Here is a 24,475-nt window from a genome sequence, read left to right on the forward strand (position 1 = left end):
ATGAAACCTCAAAATATATTAGACCTTATAGGAAACACTCCGCTAGTCGAGACTGTTAACTTGGTTAAAAATAAAAATGTGAAACTTTTACTAAAACTTGAAGGTAATAATCCTGGCGGAAGTGTGAAGGATAGGGCTGCCTACAACATGATCGCATCGGCTCTAGAACGTGGCGATATTAAAAAAGGGGACAAACTAATTGAAGCCACCAGTGGAAATACCGGAATTGCCTTAGCCATGATCGCACAGTTAATGAATATTGATATTGAATTAATCCTTCCGGAAGATTCCACTAAGGAACGCACACAAACTATGAGAGCGTATGGAGCTACAGTAATCTTAACTCCCGCCAAAGAAGGAATTTTAGGCTCTAGAGATTATGCCGATAAAAAAGTAGCCGAAGGAGGTTACATCATGCTCAACCAGTTTGCGAATGATGACAACTGGAAAGCGCATTACAAAACTACAGGTCCTGAGATATGGAATGACACCGAAGGTACTGTAACGCACTTTGTATCTGCAATGGGAACTACAGGAACAATCATGGGAACCTCAACTTATTTGAAAGAGAAAAACCCAGCCATACAAATCGTAGGAGCACAACCTAGTGATGGCTCGCAAATTCCAGGGATTAGAAAATGGCCTCAAGAATACTTGCCGAAAATTTTTGATTCCTCAAAAGTGGATCGTGTGGTTGAAGTAAGCGAAGATGAAGCACGCGCTATGACCAAACGTTTAGCTCTTGAAGAAGGTGTTTTTGCTGGAATGAGTAGTGGTGGTTCTGTAGCAACAGCGCTTAAAATTGCCGAAGAATTAGAATCGGGTGTAATCGTAGCCATTATTTGCGATCGCGGAGATCGCTATTTATCCTCAGACTTGTTTGACTAAATCCTATTTCTAATGATCCAAATTATACGAACAACCCCAGACAATCCTGACTTCATTCAATTAATTGCCTTACTTGATAAAGACATTCAAGAACGAGACGGTGATGAACATGTTTTTTTTGCTCAATTCAATAAAACAGATAACATCAAAAATGCTATTGTTGTCTACGACGACCAAATTGCGGTAGGCTGCGGTGCTTTTAAATTTTATAAAGAAGATGTTGCCGAAATAAAAAGAATGTTTGTAGATCCAAAAACTCGAGGAAAAGGAATTGCTTCAAAAATTTTAACCGAATTAGAATCTTGGGCAAGAGAAGAAAACTATAAAAGTTGTATTCTAGAAACGGGGCATAAATATCCCGAAGCCGTTGCTCTCTATAAAAAAAATGGTTTTGCTATAATTGCAAATTATGGTCAATATGAAAATATCGAAGATAGTATTTGTTTTCAAAAACAGCTTTAATAGTATAAAAAACAAGGCGTCACTGAATTTAGTAACGCCTTGTTTAATAATAATAATAATAATAATAACAGCTTAAGCCAATGTAGCTGTCGATGTAATTTTAGTATTCAATAACTTCGAGATGGGGCAATTTTTCTCTGCCTTTGTTACTAATTCTTGAAAATCAATATCGGTGATTCCTTTAATTTTTGCATGAACAGTTAGATGGGATCCTACAACGCTTCCGTCTTGGAAGTCGATGTCACATTTTGTTGTTATATTTTCAATTTCGTGTCCTGCTTCACCCACAAAAGCCGATAATTGCATTGTGAAACAACCTGAATGCGCTGCTGCAATTAACTCTTCAGGGTTTGTTCCTACTCCATCTTCAAAACGAGTTTTAAAAGAATATTGTGCATTATTTAATGTTTTACTTTCTGTTGATATTTTTCCAGCGCCCTCTTTTAGAGAACCTGCCCACACTGCGGTTGCATTTCTTATCATAATATATTTTTTTAATTTACTCAAATTTAACGCTTTAAAACGTACTAAAATACTCAAGATTCAGTTTTAACGTAAATTTAAAACAGCTTTACAAATGATAACGCAACACTTATTCAAGAGTCCCTTTTGCAACAGCGTTCTAAAAAAATAAAGAAACTTTAAGATTTAAAGCAACTACAACTATTAAGTTTTCTTTAACTAACAAAAATATTATACTGAACGCACAAACTTGTTTATTACTTTAAAATAAAAAACCCAATCCTAAAATCAGGATTGGGTTTTTTAATGAATACTAATTGCTTTTATTTTACAACCGTAAATATAATTTTAGAATCATCATACACTCGCTGTGTTTGCTTTTTAAAATCTTCGGGTTTTGCATAGAAGATATTATCGACATAAGTCTGCGGGTTTAAGTCAATCAAAGGGAACCACGTACTTTGAATTTGGATCTGGATTTTGTGTCCCTTCTTAAACGTATGCATCACATCCTGTAATTTAATATTCACAGCTGTTTTTTGATTGGCTACAAAAGGTTCTGGATTGGTAAAACTATTTCTAAAACGACCACGCATCACCTCGCTACGTACCATCATGTGGTAATTGCTCATTTTTAAATAAGGAGCTACATCAGCAGTTTCTGGTTCATCATCTGGAAAAACATCAATTACTTTTACAATCCAATCCGAGTCGGTTCCTGATGTAGAAACTTGTAATTGTGCCAGAATTTCTCCAGCCAAAGTCGTCGCTTCGGTTAATCTTTCGGTTTCAAAAACCAAAACATCCGGACGCCTCGCAGCAAAACGCTGATCGTCGGTCATGTATTTTCTAGGTGTAATCCCTTTTTGATTAATATCTTCCGTAAAAGGCACCGGTTTTTTAGGATCACTAATAAATTCTTGAAATGCACCGTCTTTTTTATCTGTGGCAGATAATTTATTTCCAGCCAAATAAAAGCTTTCTTTTGCTGCATTTTTTGGAGGCCAAACATCATAGGTTTTCCAATCTTTAGAACCTGTATCAAACACATACGCTTCTGGTAATTTGTTCTCCCCTTTTCCATTGTCTTTTAAGAAATGACGGAAAAAATTGGCTTCAATATTTTTTTGGTAAAAACCAGAAATACTATCCCCAAATTTTATATTTCCAATTGTAGCTGTCGCCGAATTTCTAGCCCAATCGCCATGACTCCAAGGTCCCATAACGATAGTATTGTAGTTTTTACTCGTTTTTTCAATAGCTTGGTAAGTGTTTAAAGGACCATATAAATCCTCGGCATCAAACCATCCTCCTACAATCATTACGGCAGGTTTAATATTTTTTAAATGTTGTAAAATGCCGCGCTTTTGCCAAAAGTCATCATAACTAGAATGGTCTTTTAGCTGTTGCCAAAATTCATTGTCTTTTCCGTAATACTTATCTAAATTAGATAGCGGACCTGCATCAAGGTAGAACTGGTAATCATCCTTTGTTCCTACTTCTGGCAATTGGTACCAAGACTTAGTTGTTTTCTCCGTTTTTTGAATACCAAATAATGGTGTTGCTTTCCAATAACTCAATAAATAAGCTCCATTGTGATGGAAATCATCAAAAAAGAAATCGCTAATACATGCCTGAGGCGAAACCGCTTTTAAAGCAGGATGATTGCTCAACAGCGAATAAGTTGAGTAAAACCCTGGGTATGAAATTCCCCACACCCCTACATTTCCATTATTGTTCTCCACATTTTTTATTAACCAGTCAATAGTATCATAAGTATCCGAAGCTTCGTCTACCTGTGTTTTTTCTTTTTTATTTGGTATAAAAGCGCGCATATTGTCATACAAACCGTCGCTCATCCAGCGCCCGCGTACGTCTTGATATACTACAATATAACCTTCCTTCATCATCGTTTCACTGGGACCTATGCTCTTTTTGAACTCGGTTGCACCATAAGGAGCACAGCTATATGGCGTGCGTTGCATGATGATAGGATATTTTTTTGAGGCATCTTTTGGGCTGTAAATGGCCGTAAACAAGGTGTTCCCATCGCGCATTTTAATACTAACTTCTTTCTTAGTGTAGTGCTCCCCTACCGTACTTGGTGTATTGTCCTGAGCAAAAACAGTGGCCGTAATTGCGAAAAACGCAATAAATAATAGTTTTTTCATGTAAATAATAGCTAATTATAGAAACGTAAAGATATTACGTTTAATGCTATAACAAAACTTAGTTTAAAAGAATTTATCAGCATTATTATGGATGTTATAATTAAAGTAGCTTATAGTCTATATATTTGGCTGTGTCCCTCTTTCACTATCGTTACAGTGGGTCGGTTCATTCGCTGTATCTTTTATTGCATTCCATTTCATAAAAGGATGCCGCTGCTACCCCTCACAGAAAAATGATTCCGTATCATAAAGTCCTAAACATAAAAAATGGCTATACCTCCTAGAAAGTATAGCCATTTGTACCTATGAATCTAGTACGTTAATTTACCAGTATTTTAATCACTTTGTATTGAGACACTTTGCTATTTATTTTACAAAAGTAGATTCCTGAACTCAAATTAGCTTTAGTAAGCCCCACTTGATTTTGACCTTCCTGAGCATCAACAGTTATTTTTTTAACTACTTTTCCTGAAACATCATTGATATCGATACTAATTTTTTCTTGCTCCTTTGCATTAAAATGAAGTACGGCTTTATCAATAATTGGATTTGGTGTTACAAAAACCGAATTCCTATTTTCTCCATCATATTCTGTTACAGATAAACTCACTTCTTTAGAGAATTGAATCGCTTGTAAATCCATTTCCTTAACGGTTGATTTTCCGTCAGCGGCAGTCATTTTGAACACAATTGTTTTAACATCGTCTAAAACTAAAGGCGTTCCAGAACTTGAAGTAAACTCAGAAAACGGAATAGCAAAATCTTGTAGGTTATCCGTCAAAATAATGCTTGCTTTGTATTGGTCTTCCCAATTTTGAATACTGTTTTTAATAAAAACAATTTCTAATATTCCAGTTCCTTTTCCTTTTAATCGAAAGCTTTTATAAGCAGATAAATCAACCGGTCTAAATCGAGCAGTTAAAGCTCTATAAGCAGAAACATAATCCGTAGTAGTTGCGGTTAAGTTTAAGTTTCTTTCAATTGGAAAACTTTCACTATCAAATGCGGTTTCATTAGGCATTATAGCATAATGATCTACAACTGTATTTGCCTCAGGAGCATCAACACCCCACGGTCCATCTGACATAAATAAATCATCTGGAGTGGCAATCCCATCTCCTAATCTAAAACCAATATCAAATAAGTTTCCTGTTTCAATATCTAGCGTACTGATGTATTTTTTATCTAAATCTATCGAAGATGTGATTTTTACCTCATCACTTGTTTCTGTCTTTCTCAGTCCTGCATCAAAATTAACTAGATTTGTTGCATTTGTATTTACAATTTGCATCTCTAATTTTCCATTGTTGTATTTTCCTTTTCGAACAAAAACCGTAGGTGGCGATGAAAGCTCATAACTCGAAATTTCTTTTTGAGCATTTATTAAATAAACCACCTGATCTCCTAAGCTATATAAATCATCGATAGAATTACTCCAAATTTGGAAATTATAAAAACCAATATTTTTCTCGTATTTATCTAAATTCCAATGACTCTCCAAACCAAAGTTAGCACCTCCATTAGTATTTTTTGCAGCAATACTCAATACATACTCAATCGTATTGTCGGCATTTTTAATTATGGTTTTAATAAAAGGTTGTTCCTGAATATCAATTGTAGAAACTGAAATTATTTGAGCTCCTAACAAGCGATCACAAATAAACTTAGTATGCTCATAAACGCCGTTGTCTGTTTTTAAGGCCAGTATAGAAGCTACTGTTTTATTATTTCTGAGATAATCTACAGAGTAAACTTCGGATGCATTTGTAATTGCTAATAAATCCTCTGGTGTAGATTCAATCACACCATCTTCTTTTATTACTCCAAAGGGGATGTAATCTTTTAACGTTGAGCTGGCTGTTTTACGAGCATATTTAGAGGATTTAGAAACTTTTTTAGCTGTTGTTTTATCAAACTTATATGCTTTTTTTAGACGATCAAAATTTCGTTTATTTATTTGTTCCGAAAGGCGACTATTACTTTCTAATCCCCCGTCATTTCCTCCAGAAACATTTGTTTCAAGTACAGGACAAGAAGCATACCCTGAGCACGAAGGGTCATCGCAATCAATCAAACCATCACCATCATCATCAATACCGTTATCACATATTTCTTGAGGCACTGGAGCTGTGGGACAGCGAGCACCATCGTTGCTAGAACTTGAAGGTCCAAAAGCAAATAAGTTAGAATTCATTGTAGTAGTACCATCTAAATCTTGAACTGCTCTAATTACATAAACCGTCCCCGTTTGATTTGCCGAAACATAAAAGCTTCCTGATAAATCAAAATAAACGGCCCCGTAGGTATATTTATTTCCGTTAAGAATAGGCACAACACCCAGATCATCAACTAAGCCGGTTTCTGGATGAATACGGTACAAAATATTAGTATTTTGCTCTACAGTATATAAATTTCCATCCAAAGAATTAAAAGCCCAGTCATGAACATTCATGCTTGTAGAAAGTTCAAATTCTCCTAAATATTGTGTGTATGTAGCAGATGCTGGATCTAGATCTACTTTATAATATGTTTTACCACCCGCCTTAAAAAAATAAATTCCGTTAGGACTTACATCCCCCACGTATTTATTACCACTAGTTAGCTCGGGTATTGTGAAAACGGTAGTTGTAAAGTTTTTACCTATCCTAACAATCGAATTTGAAGGTGAAGATAAATAGCCCCATATATAACCATCCTTAGGATTATAACCCGCGCCATTTATGTTTCCTGGAGTAACATCGGCAGCAACTAATATGGAATTACCCGAAGCTAAATCTATCGCATAAACATCATTATTCTGGAACAGATAGGCATTAAAATCACAGTTAAAAGGAATCTCCTGTGCGCTAGCTTTACCGCTATAAAAAGCAAAAATACCTAACAATATTGTTTGCATTAATTTGTGTAAAATTCTATTCATAATATCTCTTTTAAGATTAAATCAGAATAAAATTACCAAATATTTATGTAAATCGGTTTAGTTATTAGTCCTTATCAAAGCAAATCAACGACGAATAACCATTTACTGTCGATGAATTGCGTTAAAAAATATTTTTTTGCTAAAATTTTCTTACCAAGGAATTGGCCCGTAGTCTTTTAAGAATTTCCCGCTCCAGTGTTTCCCCGTATTGATACCATCAAACAAAGGATCCATTACTCTGGCAGCACCGTCTACAATATCTAATGGCGGCTGAAAATCCTCAAGCTCTTGTTTCTTTTTAGCCAATTCTGCTGGATCTTCATCAGTTACCCAACCTGTATCTACTGCATTCATGAAGATTCCGGCTTTCGCCAATTCACCTGCGGCAGTATGTGTTAACATATTTAAGGCTGCTTTAGCCATATTAGTATGTGGATGGCGCGCTTCTTTAAAAAAGCGGTGAAACTTACCTTCCATAGCAGAGACATTAATAATGTGTTTTTGTCCTGTATTGTCTTTCTTCATTACTTCAGAAAGGCGGTTGCATAATACAAAAGGAGCAACGGAATTAACTAATTGTACTTCTATCATTTCAGTTGTTTCAATCTGACCCAATTTTAATCTCCAGCTATTGGTTTTACGTAAATCTACTTGTTGTAAATCAGCATCAAGTTCTCCTTCCGGAAAAACTTCTGTAGCTACAAGTGCGTTATCAAAGGAGTACGGAATTTGTGATAATTTGGCGGAAGCCCGCAACCCTATCCCAGGCTCAGGACCATGCCATGTAACTGGCATATTTTGATTAGAAGAAGCACCAGAAGTCAGTACTTTTAATTCCTCTAAACAATTGGCATGATCTAGCAACAATCCTTGTGCAGCTATTGGTAAAGAAGCAATAGGACGCTCCTCATTAGCAATCATGTGTGTATAAAATCCCGCAGGACGACGTACGGTTTGCGCTGCATTATTAATTAAAATGTCAAGGCGATCGTATTTTTGTTCGATAAAATTACAGAAAATTTCTACTGACGGAATGTGTCTTAAATCCAGTCCGTGAATTTTTAAGCGGTCTCCCCAATCCATAAAATCTGGTTCTTTAGAAAAACGCAAAGCCGAATCTACAGGAAAACGTGTGGTAGCAATAACTGTTGCCCCTCCGCGTAAAAGCATTAAAGAAATATGATAACCAATCTTTAATCTAGAGCCTGTAATCACTGCTACTTGGCCTTTGACATCAGCTGTTTGAAAACGCTTGGCATAATTAAAATCCCCACAATCTGTACACATTGTGTCATAGAAATGGTGCATTTTAGTAAACGGCGTTTTACATACGTAACAATTTCTAGCTGTTTCCAGTTCCTGTTGTTCTTTACTTTCTAATTCATTAAAAGCGAGCAATTTTGGCGCTACAAAAACACTTGCCTCACGAGCATATCTAATTCCAGTTTCTTTGCGTGCTGTTCTATCTTGCTTTTCTTTTTTACGTTTTGCTACTGCTTTCCCGTCCTTTTTACGACGAGAGAGTTCGTCGCGATCTGGTCTTGAGAAAAGTCCTGCAGCCATAATCAAAGCAGTTCTTTGGTCTTTTGGAATGTCAAATATTTGCTCTGTATTTGCGTTCAACTGTGTGAGAACTGCAATACAACGGCTTATTTCTTCCGATGTGATTACTCCTTCATGTATTTGTTCTTCATTCATCATCTTCTGAAATTTTAATGCTATTGATTTTGAGAGCGCAAATATAGTTTTTTTTGATCTGACTCAATTTTGAAGTGATAAGTATCTTTTAAACTTTAAAAAGCCAACACACATTCATTCATAAACTTTGTACCTTTGTGCCTTTTGAATTTTATAAAACTATGTGGTTCCAAATAAAATCTTACCTAAAATTCCTTTGGCATTCTAAAAATGAACATGCCGTGCATTCGCCGTTTGTATTTACGTTAATTACTAAATGTTTTTATGACAAAAAGGAGAAACCAGAATACGCAGTTTTAAAACAATACCGAAAAGCACTTTTAACCAATACAAATACTATTGAAGTAACCGACTTTGGTGCGGGATCTCGTGTTTTCAAATCGAATACTCGAGCGGTAGCACAAATTGCAAAGACAGCAGGGATTACGAAAAAAAGAGCCGAATTGTTATTGAGAATTGTACGTTATTTTGAATCGGATACAATTTTAGAAATAGGTACTTCATTAGGATTAGCCACCGCAGCTTTATCACTGGGAAATAAAAACGCAACAATAACAACACTTGAAGGTTGTCCTGAAACGAGCGGAGTTGCGCAAAATCAATTTAAAAATTTCAATTTAACCAATGTTAATTCGGTAGTAATTGAGTTTACTTCTTATCTAGAAAAAAAAGATTTGGCATTAGCGTCAGCAACAACTAATTCAGAAAAAAATAAAGAGGGTTATTCTTTAATCTATTTTGATGGCAATCACTCTAAAAAAGCAACTTTAGATTATTTTGAACTTTTATTACCAACTATTACCAATGAAACGGTCTGGATATTTGATGATATTCACTGGTCAGCAGCCATGGAAGAAGCTTGGGAAATAATAAAGCAACACCCTAAAGTTTCCGTAACGATTGATACCTTTCAATGGGGATTAGTATTTTTTAGACACGAACAACCCAAAGAGCATTTTATAATTAGAACCTAGTCAATTATTTTTACATCTAAAAACAAGTTATGGATATCAAACAAATTTTTCAAAACAATAGTGATTGGGTTGCCAAACAAATGCAAACGGACAAAAATTATTTTGATAAATTAGCACAAGGACAGTCACCTGAATTCTTATACATTGGCTGTTCCGATAGTCGGGTTTCTGCCGAAGAACTCATGGGTTTAGAACCAGGAGACGTTTTTGTACACCGCAATATTGCTAATATGGTTCCCAATACAGATATCAATTCTATGTCGGTTATTAATTACGCCGTGATGCATCTTAAAGTAAATCACATTGTGGTTTGTGGCCACTATGGCTGTGGAGGTGTGCATGCAGCCATGCAACAATCAGATTTAGGAATTCTAAATCCTTGGCTGAGAAACATACGTGATGTTTATAGAATACATCATAAAGAACTTGATAAAATCACTGCTGAAGAGGATAAGTACAAGCGCTTAATTGAATTAAATGTTCAAGAACAGTGTATTAATATCATTAAAACTGCCGAAGTTCAAAAAGCAAATAGGGACCGAAGTCTAAAGGTATACGGTTGGATTTTTGATATTCACACTGGAAAATTAATAGACCTCAATATAAACTTTGACGAGATATTAAAAGACATCATGGCAATCTATAAGATTACAGACTAAATCTTTGCCTGATTGTTGCGCAAAAAAAATGACAGCCATTACTGACTGTCATTTTTAGTGAATTAACAACTTGTTATTTTTTTGCTTGATCCATTTCTTCTGATTTTGCACCAATTCTGTTTACTGTAAACATAGGAGCAAATTTCAATTTTAATCCCGCAATTTTCATATTATCCTCTGATGAAAGTCCTTCTTTTTCAACAGTATTTTTTCTACTATCTAATGCTTCATACATTAATTTGATTTCATCCCAGTCCTCACGAGAATAGCTGTCTTTATTATCTTCAACTGTATGCACAAATTGTTGGTAAACACCGTGAATATTTGCTGCATTTACCCATGCAAAACTCATATCATCTCCTACTTTACCTTCACCAAACAATGAATTTCTCATTACTTGTTTTTTACTAGGCATTGCATCTTGCATTTTTGCTTTCATCGCTTCATATTTCATTTTAGAAGCTTCTATTCTTTCTTTTGCTTTAGCATTATCACTTAAATCTGCCATTGCTGTTTCAGCTTGACTGCTTTTAGCATCATAATTAGCTTCAATTGTTTGCCAGTTTGCCATAGCATCTTCAGTAGCAACATTTTCTAATGAGTCAACATATACCACATAAGTATCTACAGTTTTTTCAGCTTGAGTTTCTTTTTCATTCTTACAAGATGTAAATCCTAAAGCGATAATCGCTGCTCCTAAAAATAATTTTTTACTTTCCATAATGTTTGATTTTTGATTTATTAAATATTATAAGACAAATGTACAGGGAGTGTTATCTTATTCAATATAAACATGTTAATGTTGTAAATAATTATTATAATTATGAAATTAGCAGCTATTTGTGTAAAAAACACAATATTACATCACAATGTCATAAAACATTTTTTAGCCATTATAAGTATTAACAAGATACCAAAAACTAAAAATAGCGATCTATATATAGGTACTCTTTATCATCTCTTGATTTATTTTTGTAACAAAAATCTATTTTAAGCAACTTATACTTAATTCAAAAGTCTTTTGTACTTTTAAACTTAGAAATCTTATTCAAACCAATTATATAGCAATGGCAAACCCATTAATAAAAATTACTGATATCAAAAGAAACTTTGTTCTTGGAGACGAAATTGTTTATGTCTTAAAGGGAATTGATTTAGAAATAAACAAAGGAGAATATGTGGCACTTATGGGGCCTTCTGGTTCTGGTAAATCTACCTTAATGAACCTTTTGGGTTGTTTAGACACTCCTACTTCTGGAACTTATATCTTAAATGGTAAGGATGTAAGTAAAATGAAAGACGACGAACTAGCCGAAATCAGGAATAAAGAAATTGGTTTTGTATTTCAAACCTTTAATCTATTACCTAGAACAACAGCGCTTGATAATGTGGCATTACCCATGATTTATGCCGGCTACTCTAAGTCAGATAGAAACGCTAGAGCTGAAGAGGTTTTAAAACAAGTAGGCCTTGCTGATCGAATGGACCACCACCCTAACCAACTCTCTGGTGGACAAAGACAACGTGTGGCAGTTGCTAGGGCGCTTGTCAACAAACCGTCTATTATTCTTGCTGATGAACCTACAGGAAACCTTGATAGTAAAACATCTATAGAAATTATGGCCCTTTTTAACGAAATCCACGCTAACGGAAACACGGTGATTCTAGTTACCCATGAAGAAGAAATTGCTGAGTATGCGCACCGCATCATTCGTTTACGCGATGGTGTAGTAGAAAGCGATACGATAACACAGCATAAATAATTAGTATAATAACCTCTTTTAAATAAAACCAACTTACAATTAACAAACAAAAAAACATGAAAAAAACGATTCTAGTACTACTCACATTATTTATAAGTGTGGTAACTACTGCTCAAAATCAGTTTGAATGGAAAAAACAAACAAGCAATGGTTACGAATACAAATATGTAAATAATGATCCTGCAAAAGCACGATTTTACACTTTAAAAAATGGCTTAACCGTTATTTTAAGCCCAACGAACAAAGACCCAAGAATTCAAGCTTACGTTGCTGTAAAAGCAGGTAGCAAAACAGATCCTGCTACACATACTGGTTTAGCGCATTACTTAGAGCACATGCTTTTTAAAGGTACTGACAAATACGGTACTCTTGATTGGAATAAAGAAAAAGTAGAACTTGATAAAATTGCTGATTTATATGAGCAATACAACCAAACTAAAGACGATGCTAAAAGAAAAACAATCTATAAGGCTATAGATTCTATTTCTGGAGCAGCAAGTAAATTTGCTATAGCTAATGAATACGACAAAATGATGTCAGCAATGGGTGCGCAAGGTACAAATGCCTTTACATCATTCGAACAAACAGTCTATACTGATGATGTTCCTAGTAGCTCATTAGATAAATATTTAGCCGTTCAAGCAGAACGTTTTAGAAATCCAGTTTTTAGAATATTCCATACTGAACTAGAAGCTGTTTATGAAGAAAAAAACAGAACTTTAGATAGTGATGGTAGTAAAGTATTTGAAGAGTTGTTCTCTAATTTATTCAAAAAACACAACTACGGAATCCAAACTACAATTGGAACTGTAGAACATTTAAAAAACCCTTCATTAGTAGAAATTAGAAAGTATTTCAACAAATATTATGTTCCTAATAATATGGGAATTATTTTATCTGGTGATTTTAATCCTGATGAAGTAATTGCTAAAATTGACAAGACTTTTGGTCAAATGCAAGCCAAGCCTTTCGAGAAATATACTTTTGAACAAGAAGCACCTATCACTGCACCTATTATAAAAGAAATTGTAGGTCCAGATGCCGAAGATTTGACATTAGGATATAGATTACCAGGAAATAAAGACAAAGATGTTCTTTTAGCTGATTTAGTTGGTAAAATTCTAACAAATGGTAAGGCAGGACTTTTAGATCTTAACTTAGTTAAAAAACAAAAATTACTAAATGCAAGTGCGTTTACGTATACGCTTATTGATCACGGAATTTTATATTTATCGGCTGCTCCTACAAACGGGCAATCGTTAGAGGAAGTGAAGTCGTTAGTTTTAAATGAAATTGAAAATCTTAAAAAAGGAAACTTTGATGATCAGTTGATTACCTCAATCATTAACAACATCAAAAAAGATAAAATTTACGAAACTGAAAAATATTCTGACAGAGCTAGCCTTTTAATGGATGCTTTTACGTCAGAATTAGATTGGAAAGATCAAGTAGCTTATGTAAATGATTTATCTAAAGTAAAAAAAGAAGATATTGTTGCTTTTGCAAACAAATACTTGGGAGATAATTATGTAGCTGTTTTTAAACGAAAAGGAGAGAAATCTGCATCTGAAAAAATCGAAAAGCCACAAATTACTCCAGTAGAAACAAACGCTGATAAACAATCTCCATTTGTACTTACTATTGATGCGATGCCAAGTAACGCTAGCAAACCTGTTTTTTTGAATTTTGATAAAGACATTCAAAAATCAAACATTGGCGCTGCTGCTGTTTTATATGTTGCCAATAAAGACAACCAAATCTTCCGTTTGAAATACAGATATAAAGTAGGAACACTAAATGATTTAAAACAGTCATTAGCTACTCAATACATTAGTTTTTTAGGAACTGATAAAAAATCATCTGAAGAAATTGCTAAAGAATTTTACACAATCGCGTGTAGTTTCAATGTAAATACTGGAGAAGAATATACAACGGTTACGATCGAAGGATTACAAGAAAACTTTGATAAAGCAGTAAAACTTTATGAAGAAGTAATTACTAACGTACAACCTGATGAAGCGGCCTTAAAAGCATTAATTGCTAGAATTACAAAGTCAAGAATTGATGCAAAAGCGAATAAAAATGCAATTATGCAAGGATTAACTAGTTATGCTATGTATGGTGCTAAAAACAAATTCAACAACAACCTTAGTGATGATGCTTTAGCAAAAACAACTGCGGCTGAATTAATTGAGACTATCAAGAATACTAACAATTATGAGCAAACAGTTATTTATTACGGACCTAAAGACATTAAATCATTAGTAACTGATTTACAAAAAATTCACAAAATCCCTTCTAAATTTACCGTTGCAAATGCTGCAAAAGTATTCAAACAAGAAGCACAAACTAAAAACCAAGTACTTTTTGCTGACTATGATATGGTTCAAGCAGAAACAAGATGGATTAGAAACACAGATAAATATGACGCAAAACAAAACACTGTTGTAAATGTATTCAACAACTATTTTGGTGGCGGAATGGGGTCTATTGTTTTTCAAACTATTAGAGAAAGTAAAGCATTAGCGTACAGCACTTTTGGGTACTATGTTAGTCCACAAAAGAAAGACGATCAATACTATTATATTGGATACGTAGGAAGTCAGGCAGATAAATTCAAAGACGCTACAGCAAGTATGAATGAATTGTTAGACAAAATGCCGGAATTAAATGGAAATTTAGCTTTAGCAAAAACACAAGTAAAGAAAGATATCGAAACAGAAAGAATCACACAAGACAACATCATCTTTAGCTACCTAGCAGCAAAAGAATTGGGTCTTACTGATGATATCAGAAAAGAAACGTATAGTACAGTTGACGGAATTAGCATGAGCGATGTAGTTTCATTTGAAACAAAACAAATCTCTAACAAACCTTATACTTACGCCATTGTAGCCTCAGAAAAAAACTTATCATTAGAGGAAATGAAAAAACTAGGTGAAGTTAAAAAACTAAGCTTAGAAGAAATTTTTGGATATTAATCCAACTTCAATTTAATTATCAAAAAGCTATTCGAAAGAATAGCTTTTTTTTTACTGTTATATAACTAAAAATCATTTTTTCCTTCCCTAGCATTCCTTTATCTTTGAGGGAATTTATAAGAATAATTAGTACTGATTTTTATAATCTATCTAAACCAGCTTTAAGATATAGTATATCGAAAGTTGATTTTATTAGCTTAAAATATAATTTATAAACCAGCCTTTACCCCCTTAATATTATGAAAGTATATACTAAAACTGGCGACAAAGGAACCACTGCCCTATTTGGCGGAACCAGAGTCCCAAAAGACCATATTCGTATAGAAAGCTACGGAACCGTAGACGAACTTAATTCGCACATAGGATTGATTCGGGATCAAGATATGGACGCACATTATAAAACAATCTTAATCGAAATTCAAGACCGTTTGTTTACCGTAGGAGCTATTTTAGCTACACCACCTGAAAAGGAAGTGATGAAAAACGGAGAATTGAGATTACAAAAATTAGGCATTGAAGAAAGTGACATTGAATTACTAGAAAACGAAATTGACAATATGGAAGCTGCGTTACCGCCAATGACCCATTTTGTGTTACCTGGTGGTCATACTACCGTGTCATATTGTCATATTGCTCGCTGTGTTTGTCGTCGCGCAGAACGATTAGCAGTACATTTAGACCATAATGAACCCGTTGCACCCGTTGCTATCAAGTACCTTAACCGACTTTCTGACTACTTATTTGTCTTGGCACGGAAGTTGTCTCATGACTTGAACGCTGAGGAAGTTAAATGGATACCTAGAAAGTAGCTTTTTTAATTTTAGAACAACGATTTTAGCTTTTAAAATAATCGAAATAAAGATTGTTTCACGCTTAAAAATCAGAATTTGAAAATCAAAAATCAGTAATTATTACAAACGTTCTTAACTTTTTTATAAAATAAATGATTTTTTACTTGTCTTTTTCAGTAAAAAATTTATTTTTGCACAAAACTAAATTGACAAAAGATGTATTGGACATTAGAATTAGCATCCTATTTAAGTGATGCACCGTGGCCTGCTAACAAAGACGAACTTATCGATTACGCTATACGTGCTGGTGCTCCATTAGAAGTGGTAGAAAACCTACAGTCTATTGAAGACGAAGGCGAGATATATGAATCAATGGAAGAAATTTGGCCGGATTATCCTACTGACGAAGATTATCTTTGGAACGAGGATGAATATTAAAAAATTACCTAAGAAAAAGTCTCAAAAGAGGCTTTTTTTTTGGTTAAATTTACAACAGAAAATAAATTAGAAATACAACCATATTATGAGTTTCATAAATAGCATTATTAAAGCCTTTGTCGGAGACAAGTCCGAGAAAGATGTTAAGGCACTACAGCCTTATTTAACTAAAATAAAAACTTTTGAAAGTAGCTTAATCGCTTTGTCTCACGACGAGTTAAGAGCACGTACTTTCTTCTTTAAAGATCAGCTGAAAGAAGCTAGAGCAAATATCGATGAGAAAATTGCTACTCTTAAAAAAGAAGTTGAATCTATTGAAGATATCGACAAAAGAGAAGATATTTATGTATCTATTGATGCTTTAGAGAAAGAAGCTTACGAAATCTCTGAACAAACATTATTAGAAATCCTTCCTGAAGCTTTTGCAGTTGTAAAAGAAACAGCAAGACGTTTCAAAGACAATTCAGAAATTAAAGTTACCGCTTCAGCTAAAGACAGAGAATTCTCTGGAACTAAAGCATATGTATCTTTAGAAGGTGATCAAGCTGTTTGGCAAAACAAATGGAATGCTGCCGGTAAAGAGATCACATGGGACATGATTCACTATGATGTTCAATTAATTGGTGGTATGGTTTTACACCAAGGGAAAATTGCAGAAATGCAAACAGGTGAGGGAAAAACATTAGTAGCGACTCTACCGCTATACTTGAATGCTTTAACTGGAAACGGAGTACACTTAGTAACCGTGAATGATTACTTAGCAAAACGTGATAGTACTTGGAAAGCACCTTTATTTGAATTTCACGGAATGACTGTTGATTGTATCGATAATCACCAACCAAGTTCAGAAGGAAGAAAAGCGGCTTACAATGCTGATATTACTTACGGTACCAATAACGAATTTGGTTTTGACTACCTAAGAGACAACATGACGCACTCGCCTAATGATTTAGTACAAAGAAAACACAACTACGCAATTGTCGATGAGGTGGATTCAGTATTAATTGACGATGCAAGAACGCCATTGATTATCTCTGGTCCAGTACCACAAGGAGACCGTCATGAGTTCAATGAATTGAAACCAAAAATTGAAAACTTAGTTTCAATTCAACGTCAGTTAGCAAACGGATTTTTAGCGGAAGCTAAAAAATTAATCAAAGAAGGAAAAACTAAAGAAGGTGGTGTTTTATTACTAAGAGCCTATAGAAGTTTACCTAAAAATAAGGCGTTAATCAAGTTTTTGAGTGAAGAAGGAATTAGACAATTACTTCAAAAAACAGAGAACCAATACATGCAAGACAACAATCGCGAAATGCACAAGATTGATGAAGCTTTGTATTTTGTAATTGAAGAAAAAAACAACCAAGTAGAATTGACTGATAACGGAATCCAATTCCTTTCAGGAGATACTGATGCTGACTTTTTTGTACTTCCAGATATTGGAACTGAAATTGCAGCTATCGAAAAGAAAAACTTGGAGAAAGATGCTGAAGCAGAAGAGAAAGAAAAATTGTTTCAAGATTTCGGAATCAAAAGTGAACGTATCCATACGTTAACACAATTATTGAAAGCCTATTCTTTATTCGAAAAAGATAATGAATATGTAATCATGGACAATAAAGTCATGATTGTAGATGAGCAAACAGGTCGTATTATGGATGGTCGTCGTTATTCTGACGGGTTACACCAAGCGATTGAAGCTAAAGAGAATGTGAAAATTGAGGCAGCAACGCAAACATTTGCTACCGTGACTTTACAAAACTACTTTAGAATGTACAACAAACTAGGTGGAATGACCGGAACTGCGGTTACAGAAGCTGGGGAGTTATGGCAAATATACAAATTGGATGTAGTAGAAATTCCTACTAACAGACCAATGGCTAGACAAGATAAAGAAGATTTTATTTATAAAACTACTCGTGAAAAATTCAATGCAGTAATCGAAGATGTTACGGCATTATCTAAAGCAGGTAGACCAGTACTTATTGGTACAACCTCTGTAGATATCTCCGAATTATTGAGTAGAATGCTAAAAATGAGAGGAGTTCAGCACAATGTATTGAATGCTAAAATGCACAAGCAAGAAGCACAAATCGTTGAAGAAGCAGGGAATCCAGGAGTAGTGACAATTGCAACTAACATGGCTGGTCGTGGTACCGATATTAAATTATCTGCTGCCGTAAAAGCTGCAGGTGGATTAGCTATTATAGGTACAGAGCGTCATGACTCTCGTCGTGTAGACAGACAGTTGCGTGGTCGTGCTGGTCGTCAAGGAGATACAGGAAGCTCTCAGTTTTACGTTTCTCTTGAAGACAACTTAATGCGTTTATTTGGTTCTGAAAGAGTTGCTAAAGTAATGGACAAAATGGGATTAGAAGAAGGAGAAGTAATCCAACATTCTATGATGACCAAATCTATTGAGCGCGCTCAGAAAAAAGTAGAAGAAAACAATTACGGTGTTCGTAAGCGTTTATTAGAATATGATGATGTTATGAACGCACAACGTGAAGTAGTTTACAAACGTCGTCGTCACGCCTTGTTTGGTGAGCGTCTAAAATTAGACATTGCAAACATGTTGTACGATACTTGTGAATTGATAGTTCAAGACACAAAACCATCTAACAACTTTAAAAACTTCGAGTTTGATGTGATTCGTTATTTCTCAATTACCTCTCCTGTTAGCGAAAGTGATTTTGCTAAAATGACAGAAATTGAATTAACTGGAAAAGTATACAAAGAAGCTTTAAAATATTATACTGAAAAAACAGAGCGTAGTGCTAGAGAAGCTTTCCCTATCATACAAAGTGTTTACGAAGATCAAAACAATCAATTTGAGCGTATCGTGGTTCCGTTTACAGATGGTGTAAAATCCCTAAACGTAGTAACCGACTTGAAAAAAGCGTATGAAAGTAACGGAAAACAGTTAGTAGCTGATTTCGAAAAGAACATCACATTGGCTATTGTTGATGAAGCTTGGAAAAAACACTTACGCAAAATGGACGAGTTGAAGCAATCAGTTCAATTAGCCGTTCATGAGCAAAAAGATCCTTTACTTATCTACAAATTTGAAGCCTTCAACTTATTCAATGCCATGTTAAACGGTATTAATAAAGAAGTAATTTCGTTCTTGTTTAAAGGAGACTTACCTGCACAGCAAAACCAACAAATTCAAGAAGCTAAAGAAGTCGTTCAAAAAGAAGACTACCAAACTTCAAAGGATGAAATTGTCAATAGTGAAAAGGCAAACCGTGAAGCTGGAGAAACTCAGCAACGTCCAGTAACAGAAACAATTGTTAGAGACATGCCAAAAATTAACCGTAACGATACGGTAACTTTAAAGCAAGTAGCAACTGGAAAAACAGAAGCAATGAAGTTTAAAAAAGCCGAAAGCTTACTAGCAACAGGAGAATGGGTTATCGTTAACGAATAAGCCCTCTCTTCATATTCTAAATCCCCAATTACGAAAGTATTGGGGATTTTTTTTTGCACTAGTTTGACACATCAGTACATTGTTTTATTTAGGAGCTATTTCCTGCTATTCGTTGCAATCTTTTACTTTTTAAAAGAAAAAAACAACAAGGATACTTTAATCACCTACACAGTATTATGTTGTCACAAACCAACTTGACGCAAGCCGAAAAATATTTCAAAAATGCAATTGAATTAAGACTATCAATGGACATAGATTTGGCCGTAGCCAAACTCAACCTTGCCGGTGTAGCCATGACCCGCAGACGTAAACTTGAAGCTACCAACCTATTGAACGAAGCCAAAAAGCTTGACAAACAAGGTATACTAACCGATCAAATCAAAATGATGAAAGATCAAATGAAAAAAATGTAAGCAACACTCCATATATACACCAAACCACTTAGCGCAATCTAAGTCGTTTTTTTGTGGGCTGTTGGGAAAAGAATATGCTATAACACGAATTTCATAAATTTTAGGATTTGTGATATTTGGGCGTGCCAGCACTAAGCAAAGGGGCTTACTTTACTTTGGCTAGATAATGCCCCTTAACTTAGTGCTGTCAGGCTTTCGGCGCTACTTCGGTAGCTTGCCTCTATCCTTCACGCGAACGCTGCTAAATTGTTGATTTTTCTTCAAATACTAATACTGGAATTATTTGTAAGAATATTTTAATATATTTGAGGAGCTAAAATTAGTAACAGGAAGAACTTCCTTTTGGATTATGCTTTTAAGGAAAACGTAAAAACAGGCGCATATTTACTAGTTATATGCTATTCTTAAAAAAAAAGACCTATGGCAGTCTGGATGCAACTTTTTGGTAACAATCAAAATTATAAAAACCTCGAATCTTGCGAGCAATATTTCCATTCTATTAAAAACAATCTAAAATTAGATTTGTCTTTTTTAGAGGGTGAAGCAAAAGACCAAATTCGTGAGTCTATGAAAGGTAATGATTTGATTACAGAAATTGAAAAGCCAATTCCCAATTATTCAATTTACAATAATGAAAATTGGAAATCGGAAATTTTGAAAAGCGATAATGGAGTTCAGTATTTAAGAATTTCATATCCTTTATATGAAAATCAGATGCGCGGAATAAATCTGATTTTCTTTAATGACGTAATAATCTTGACAGGATTGTATGATCATTTCAATACTTGGTTTGCATTTTACGAAAACGAAAAAGTTCGTAAAGGCTTCATAGAAATTGCACGTTCAATTTTTCCGAAATTTGGAAATGAAAATTTAATCATATGTTCAGAATGGTGTGTCGCAGGAGATGAATATGATTTTGAATTTGGCGTATTTAAATTAATAAAAGAACAAAATCCGAATATTATTTCAAAAAAGCTAGTTGGTATAGAAAGTTGGCAACTTTTTGAGATTGACCTATAAGAACAGCATATAACAGCGGTTTGCATAAATGGCGAAATATGTGGTAAATTCACGTTTATCTTTCGCAAGAAATTTTATATTAGTCGAAAATATTCGGTTGCGAAGTTCACCACTTGGTGAAGTCGCAAAACGTTAGCAGATATACGCCCCAAAAATGAAAAAATCTAAAATTATAATATTAATACTATTTATAATTCTTTCTTGTAGAACAGATAAGAAAGAATCTTTATTGGGAAATACTGAAAATGGAATTTTAGAAGTTAATCCAAAAATTGATAGTAATAAAGTTAAACTTGAAAGTAACAAAAATAAAAACACTAACGAGAAAGATTCTACAACTGAAAATTATGATGTTTATTTAAAAGGTGGTTTTTCAGTAATATATTCAACAAACAATGATGAACAATATCTAATTTACAAAAAAGGCGAAAAAACTATTGATACTATTAGTAGTGGCTCAGTTGATTTGTTAATTAAAAATATTGGATATGTCGTTGCTGATTTTGATGATTCATTTGTTTTCGTGCAGTCTTATGGAAGTGGAAATCCACATATGGTTCAAATTTATGAAAAAGAAACAGCGAAAAACTTAATTGAAGAAAATTCTGCTTTTATTGATATTGATTCAAGCAAGGAGGTTCTATTATACTCTAAAAATGACGTTCCTAAACCAATAGATAAAATGACTCTATTTGACACTAAAAAAAGAAAAAAAGTAGATTACAAATTTCCAAAAGAAGTTTTTGGCGAAGCCGAAATACTAAATAGAATAAAATTAATAAAAGTGACAAACAAAGACTTTATAATTGGATTTGATTTTAATGATTATAACCAACAGAAAACGAAAAAATACATCCGCTAATAGCTTTTTTGATATAGCTAGAATTTAGTGAAACTAAAAAAAAAATATAATCATAACCCTTTAATTATAATTTTAACTGTTCAAAGGCTCTTTTAAAATTTTCAGCGCTTTGAGCTCCAACAACCATAATTATATTATTAATGATAAAAATTGGAACACTAGTGATCTTATTATCGCTACAAAATATTTTATTGGATTCTAATATTTCTTTATACTTGTTAGTAGCAAAAACATGATCAACTTCTGCCTCAGAAATACCTACTAACAATGCCATTTTTTTTATTTCAGGAATTAAACTTATGTTTATATCTTTAAAAAAGAACGCTTTGTACATTAGCGTATTAAAAGCATCCGATTTGTTTACCTCTTTTGCATACTCTGCAACTTGTAATGCTTTGTTTGAATTAGGCATAGCAGTTATATCAGCAAATTCATAACCGATTTGGCGTCCAAATTCTTGTAGCTGAACATTTTTGTGTTTTGCATTTGGGAAATAATCTTTAGACGTAATTCCATTTTCAGGTATGTCTGGATGAATTTCATATCCTCTAAAGCTAATTTCAATATCGTATTCTTCCCTCAGACTATCAACAGTTCCTTTTGCAATGTAGCAATAAGGGCATTGAAAATCGGAAAACATTGTAATTTGGTATTTCATTTTATCTCGTTTTTCTTATTACTATTTATATTGAATTCTTATTTTCTTTATTTTTTTTTAATATTCGTCTAAGCGCAAACACAAAACTTTCAGGGCTTTCCTCCTGGGTAAAATGATCTGCATCGGGTAATAATTGAACATTTGCATTTGGGTAAAAAGAACGTCACTTAGCAATAGATTCCGGATTTCCTAATGTCCTATTTTTCTCCCCAAGGATCAACTCCAACGGTTTGTCTGCTAAAAGCTGTAATTTTTCTTCTATTTCTTGAAACCAAGATTCTGAGAGTGTTATTTGTTGTGGGAAAACCAGTGTGCCTTTTCTTGATTCTGGTGTTCGAAATGCCATTTCGTAAGCAACAATAATCGCTTTATTATTACCCCATTTTTTATTCATACTTTTTAAAAGCAAGGTTCTCACAAAATAATTTTCCTCATAAATAAGTCTTTGTCCTTCTTCAGTTTTAAAAAAATTAGAAAATTTTTCTAATTCAGCATTCGCTTTCAATACCCAAGTATTAGAAATAACGGTTCCTAAAATACAATTGGGTTGATTTACGGTAAGATGCAACGCCTTTGGTCCGCCCCAATCTTGCACAATCAAAATAAACTTATGACAATTCCTGAAATAGGTTGACAAAAAAATAAACACTTTTAGCAACTTATGACACTAACAAAAAAACAATCCTTTCCAAAAATTGAGTACAAAAAAATTGATTTCTATTACAAAATTTCAATCATTAACTGAATTTTAAACGGTCAGATTTCTAAAAATCACGCTTCAAAATTACATAGTATTTCTCGCTCCTAAGTTACCTATTGAATGAAAAAAATGCTATTCTTAGAAAAAAAATTCTAAAACAATGAGTAAAAGTCAAGGACTTAAAAAATTCATTACCAAAAGCATTGTACAAAGATGTGGAGAAGAAAATGAAATCCTTTTAAAAGAGAAATGAATCCACCAATGCTTCGGAAAAAGCAAAAAGCTTATTGCTAAAGAATCAAAAAAAAGAATTTGGATAAAAAAAAACGATTCCAAATCTTAAAACGGATGAAAATAGTCAAACAAGCTATTGAAATCTATAACAACCATTTAATACGCTACTCATTAAAATACACGGTTTTACCCACAAAAACCAACAATATAAATATAAATCCTATTGAAAAAAAACTACTTTAACTGCGTAACGAATGTTGAGCGTTTTTCATAAGAAAATCATCAATATTCCAATTACAAAATACTATTTTTGAATATCAATTTGAGAATAAAATTTATCAACCTATATCAGGAAAAGAAAGATATTGAGTAGTTTAAAAAATATACCTATATGAGTATAGCTTACATTTTGATAATAATTGTTATTCTAATCGTTTCAATTATAATACTAAGAAAATTAATTAATAAAAAATGATTAAACTCTTGTCTTGTGGACCAATTATCGAGCCTTTAATTGGAATATCTATTTCAGTAATAATTTGTGGATTTTTACTCTTTTATACTTTTAAAAGAACTAAAGAAAATGTTTTTTATAAAAATGATTTCAAACAACTTTCTAATTTAAAAAAATCTATCTATAGCATTTTATATTTAACTATTGTAATATGTTGCTTGTGGTTGACTTTTTTTATTTTGGCAATGATTTTTTCAACTATATTACTCATGTTTTAAAAATAATTAAACCCTTTTTAACGTTACTGTAAGTTCCTAAACTTAATATTTCATGTTATTTAAAATAGTAAAGATTAACCTTGATTTATAGTAACCCACAAATCAATACCTCATTTAATTGCTTAGATTCAAGTGATAAATGCAACACTCCTTATTTGTTTAAATAAAGCCTACTGATAAGACTTGAAGATCTAGATCTTCAAGTCTTATCAGTAG

At 33.5% G+C, this 24,475-nt stretch carries 18 protein-coding genes and 1 pseudogene; 12 read left to right on the top strand and 7 right to left on the bottom strand.

The window, feature by feature from the left end; all coding sequences use genetic code 11:
* Both cysM and HNP99_RS15355 read left to right on the top strand, forming a co-directional pair.
* The gene (cysM, locus tag HNP99_RS15350) at positions 1-888 is read left to right on the top strand and encodes a cysteine synthase CysM (RefSeq protein WP_173854296.1); all 888 of its coding nucleotides are present in this window, start codon (positions 1-3) and stop codon (positions 886-888) included.
* A gap of 12 nt (positions 889-900) precedes the next feature.
* The gene (locus HNP99_RS15355; protein WP_173854298.1) at positions 901-1,350 is read left to right on the top strand and encodes a GNAT family N-acetyltransferase; all 450 of its coding nucleotides are present in this window, start codon (positions 901-903) and stop codon (positions 1,348-1,350) included.
* A gap of 72 nt (positions 1,351-1,422) precedes the next feature.
* On the opposite strand, the gene HNP99_RS15360 is transcribed toward HNP99_RS15355, so the two are convergent.
* From HNP99_RS15360 to HNP99_RS15375, 4 genes are all read right to left on the bottom strand, one after another.
* Entirely contained in the window at positions 1,423-1,833 is a 411-nt protein-coding gene (locus HNP99_RS15360; protein WP_173854300.1) for an OsmC family protein, read from the bottom strand.
* A gap of 302 nt (positions 1,834-2,135) precedes the next feature.
* Complete coding sequence (locus HNP99_RS15365; protein WP_173854302.1) at positions 2,136-3,983, bottom strand: CocE/NonD family hydrolase; 1,848 nt, start codon at positions 3,981-3,983, stop codon at positions 2,136-2,138.
* 319 nt (positions 3,984-4,302) lie between these two features.
* The gene (locus tag HNP99_RS15370; protein ID WP_173854304.1) at positions 4,303-6,903 is read right to left on the bottom strand and encodes a DUF6923 family protein; all 2,601 of its coding nucleotides are present in this window, start codon (positions 6,901-6,903) and stop codon (positions 4,303-4,305) included.
* Between the two features lie 150 nt (positions 6,904-7,053).
* Entirely contained in the window at positions 7,054-8,601 is a 1,548-nt protein-coding gene (locus tag HNP99_RS15375; protein ID WP_173854327.1) for an SDR family oxidoreductase, read from the bottom strand.
* Between the two features lie 161 nt (positions 8,602-8,762).
* On the opposite strand from HNP99_RS15375, the gene HNP99_RS15380 reads away from it, so the two are divergent.
* Both HNP99_RS15380 and HNP99_RS15385 read left to right on the top strand, forming a co-directional pair.
* Positions 8,763-9,575, top strand: a complete 813-nt coding sequence (locus tag HNP99_RS15380; RefSeq protein WP_173854306.1) for an O-methyltransferase — start codon at positions 8,763-8,765, stop codon at positions 9,573-9,575.
* 29 nt (positions 9,576-9,604) lie between these two features.
* Positions 9,605-10,234 carry a carbonic anhydrase gene (locus HNP99_RS15385; protein ID WP_173854308.1) on the top strand — a complete coding sequence of 210 codons (630 nt, stop codon included), beginning with the start codon at positions 9,605-9,607 and terminating at the stop codon, positions 10,232-10,234.
* Between the two features lie 73 nt (positions 10,235-10,307).
* Here the strand turns inward: HNP99_RS15385 and HNP99_RS15390 are convergent, their stop codons facing one another.
* Complete coding sequence (locus tag HNP99_RS15390; RefSeq protein ID WP_173854310.1) at positions 10,308-10,955, bottom strand: DUF6565 domain-containing protein; 648 nt, start codon at positions 10,953-10,955, stop codon at positions 10,308-10,310.
* A gap of 346 nt (positions 10,956-11,301) precedes the next feature.
* Between HNP99_RS15390 and HNP99_RS15395 the strand changes: the two genes are divergently transcribed.
* The 8 genes and pseudogenes from HNP99_RS15395 (at position 11,302) to HNP99_RS15430 (ending at position 21,935) form a co-directional block, all read left to right on the top strand.
* Complete coding sequence (locus HNP99_RS15395) at positions 11,302-11,997, top strand: ABC transporter ATP-binding protein (RefSeq protein ID WP_173854312.1); 696 nt, start codon at positions 11,302-11,304, stop codon at positions 11,995-11,997.
* A gap of 56 nt (positions 11,998-12,053) precedes the next feature.
* Positions 12,054-14,978, top strand: coding sequence for a M16 family metallopeptidase (locus HNP99_RS15400; RefSeq protein ID WP_173854313.1), 2,925 nt, complete (start codon positions 12,054-12,056; stop codon positions 14,976-14,978).
* A 239-nt stretch (positions 14,979-15,217) separates the two neighbouring features.
* Positions 15,218-15,787 (top strand): cob(I)yrinic acid a,c-diamide adenosyltransferase, encoded by a 570-nt coding sequence (locus tag HNP99_RS15405; protein ID WP_173854314.1) that lies wholly within the window; start codon positions 15,218-15,220, stop codon positions 15,785-15,787.
* A 198-nt stretch (positions 15,788-15,985) separates the two neighbouring features.
* Positions 15,986-16,207 (top strand): DUF2795 domain-containing protein, encoded by a 222-nt coding sequence (locus HNP99_RS15410; protein WP_007138072.1) that lies wholly within the window; start codon positions 15,986-15,988, stop codon positions 16,205-16,207.
* 85 nt (positions 16,208-16,292) lie between these two features.
* On the top strand, positions 16,293-19,637 hold the full coding sequence (secA, locus tag HNP99_RS15415; RefSeq protein WP_173854315.1) for a preprotein translocase subunit SecA: 3,345 nt from the start codon (positions 16,293-16,295) through the stop codon (positions 19,635-19,637).
* Positions 19,638-19,774: 137 nt separating this feature from the next.
* A pseudogene (locus tag HNP99_RS15420) lies at positions 19,775-20,050 on the top strand (DUF2892 domain-containing protein); the annotation flags it as partial.
* A gap of 420 nt (positions 20,051-20,470) precedes the next feature.
* Positions 20,471-21,073 carry a hypothetical protein gene (locus HNP99_RS15425; protein WP_173854316.1) on the top strand — a complete coding sequence of 201 codons (603 nt, stop codon included), beginning with the start codon at positions 20,471-20,473 and terminating at the stop codon, positions 21,071-21,073.
* Positions 21,074-21,227: 154 nt separating this feature from the next.
* Complete coding sequence (locus HNP99_RS15430) at positions 21,228-21,935, top strand: hypothetical protein (protein ID WP_173854317.1); 708 nt, start codon at positions 21,228-21,230, stop codon at positions 21,933-21,935.
* 64 nt (positions 21,936-21,999) lie between these two features.
* On the opposite strand, the gene HNP99_RS15435 is transcribed toward HNP99_RS15430, so the two are convergent.
* Entirely contained in the window at positions 22,000-22,593 is a 594-nt protein-coding gene (locus HNP99_RS15435) for a DsbA family oxidoreductase (RefSeq protein ID WP_173854318.1), read from the bottom strand.
* Between the two features lie 163 nt (positions 22,594-22,756).
* Positions 22,757-23,230 carry a hypothetical protein gene (locus HNP99_RS15440; RefSeq protein WP_173854319.1) on the bottom strand — a complete coding sequence of 158 codons (474 nt, stop codon included), beginning with the start codon at positions 23,228-23,230 and terminating at the stop codon, positions 22,757-22,759.
* Positions 23,231-24,475: the final 1,245 nt, after the last annotated feature.

This window comes from Flavobacterium gelidicaeli (assembly GCF_013294005.1).
GTDB lineage: Bacteria > Bacteroidota > Bacteroidia > Flavobacteriales > Flavobacteriaceae > Flavobacterium.

What these genes read in the sequence shown, in the direction of transcription:
- HNP99_RS15360 (WP_173854300.1), bottom strand. Translation starts at nt 1,833, where the DNA reads ATGATAAGAAATGCAACCGCAGTGTGGGCAGGTTCTCTAAAAGAGGGC.
- HNP99_RS15380 (WP_173854306.1), top strand. Translation starts at nt 8,763, where the DNA reads ATGTGGTTCCAAATAAAATCTTACCTAAAATTCCTTTGGCATTCTAAA.
- HNP99_RS15395 (WP_173854312.1), top strand. Translation starts at nt 11,302, where the DNA reads ATGGCAAACCCATTAATAAAAATTACTGATATCAAAAGAAACTTTGTT.
- HNP99_RS15430 (WP_173854317.1), top strand. Translation starts at nt 21,228, where the DNA reads ATGAAAAAATCTAAAATTATAATATTAATACTATTTATAATTCTTTCT.
- HNP99_RS15365 (WP_173854302.1), bottom strand. Translation starts at nt 3,983, where the DNA reads ATGAAAAAACTATTATTTATTGCGTTTTTCGCAATTACGGCCACTGTT.
- HNP99_RS15435 (WP_173854318.1), bottom strand. Translation starts at nt 22,593, where the DNA reads ATGAAATACCAAATTACAATGTTTTCCGATTTTCAATGCCCTTATTGC.
- HNP99_RS15390 (WP_173854310.1), bottom strand. Translation starts at nt 10,955, where the DNA reads ATGGAAAGTAAAAAATTATTTTTAGGAGCAGCGATTATCGCTTTAGGA.
- HNP99_RS15385 (WP_173854308.1), top strand. Translation starts at nt 9,605, where the DNA reads ATGGATATCAAACAAATTTTTCAAAACAATAGTGATTGGGTTGCCAAA.
- secA (WP_173854315.1), top strand. Translation starts at nt 16,293, where the DNA reads ATGAGTTTCATAAATAGCATTATTAAAGCCTTTGTCGGAGACAAGTCC.
- HNP99_RS15405 (WP_173854314.1), top strand. Translation starts at nt 15,218, where the DNA reads ATGAAAGTATATACTAAAACTGGCGACAAAGGAACCACTGCCCTATTT.
- HNP99_RS15410 (WP_007138072.1), top strand. Translation starts at nt 15,986, where the DNA reads ATGTATTGGACATTAGAATTAGCATCCTATTTAAGTGATGCACCGTGG.
- HNP99_RS15370 (WP_173854304.1), bottom strand. Translation starts at nt 6,903, where the DNA reads ATGAATAGAATTTTACACAAATTAATGCAAACAATATTGTTAGGTATT.
- HNP99_RS15375 (WP_173854327.1), bottom strand. Translation starts at nt 8,601, where the DNA reads ATGAATGAAGAACAAATACATGAAGGAGTAATCACATCGGAAGAAATA.
- HNP99_RS15425 (WP_173854316.1), top strand. Translation starts at nt 20,471, where the DNA reads ATGGCAGTCTGGATGCAACTTTTTGGTAACAATCAAAATTATAAAAAC.
- HNP99_RS15355 (WP_173854298.1), top strand. Translation starts at nt 901, where the DNA reads ATGATCCAAATTATACGAACAACCCCAGACAATCCTGACTTCATTCAA.
- cysM (WP_173854296.1), top strand. Translation starts at nt 1, where the DNA reads ATGAAACCTCAAAATATATTAGACCTTATAGGAAACACTCCGCTAGTC.
- HNP99_RS15400 (WP_173854313.1), top strand. Translation starts at nt 12,054, where the DNA reads ATGAAAAAAACGATTCTAGTACTACTCACATTATTTATAAGTGTGGTA.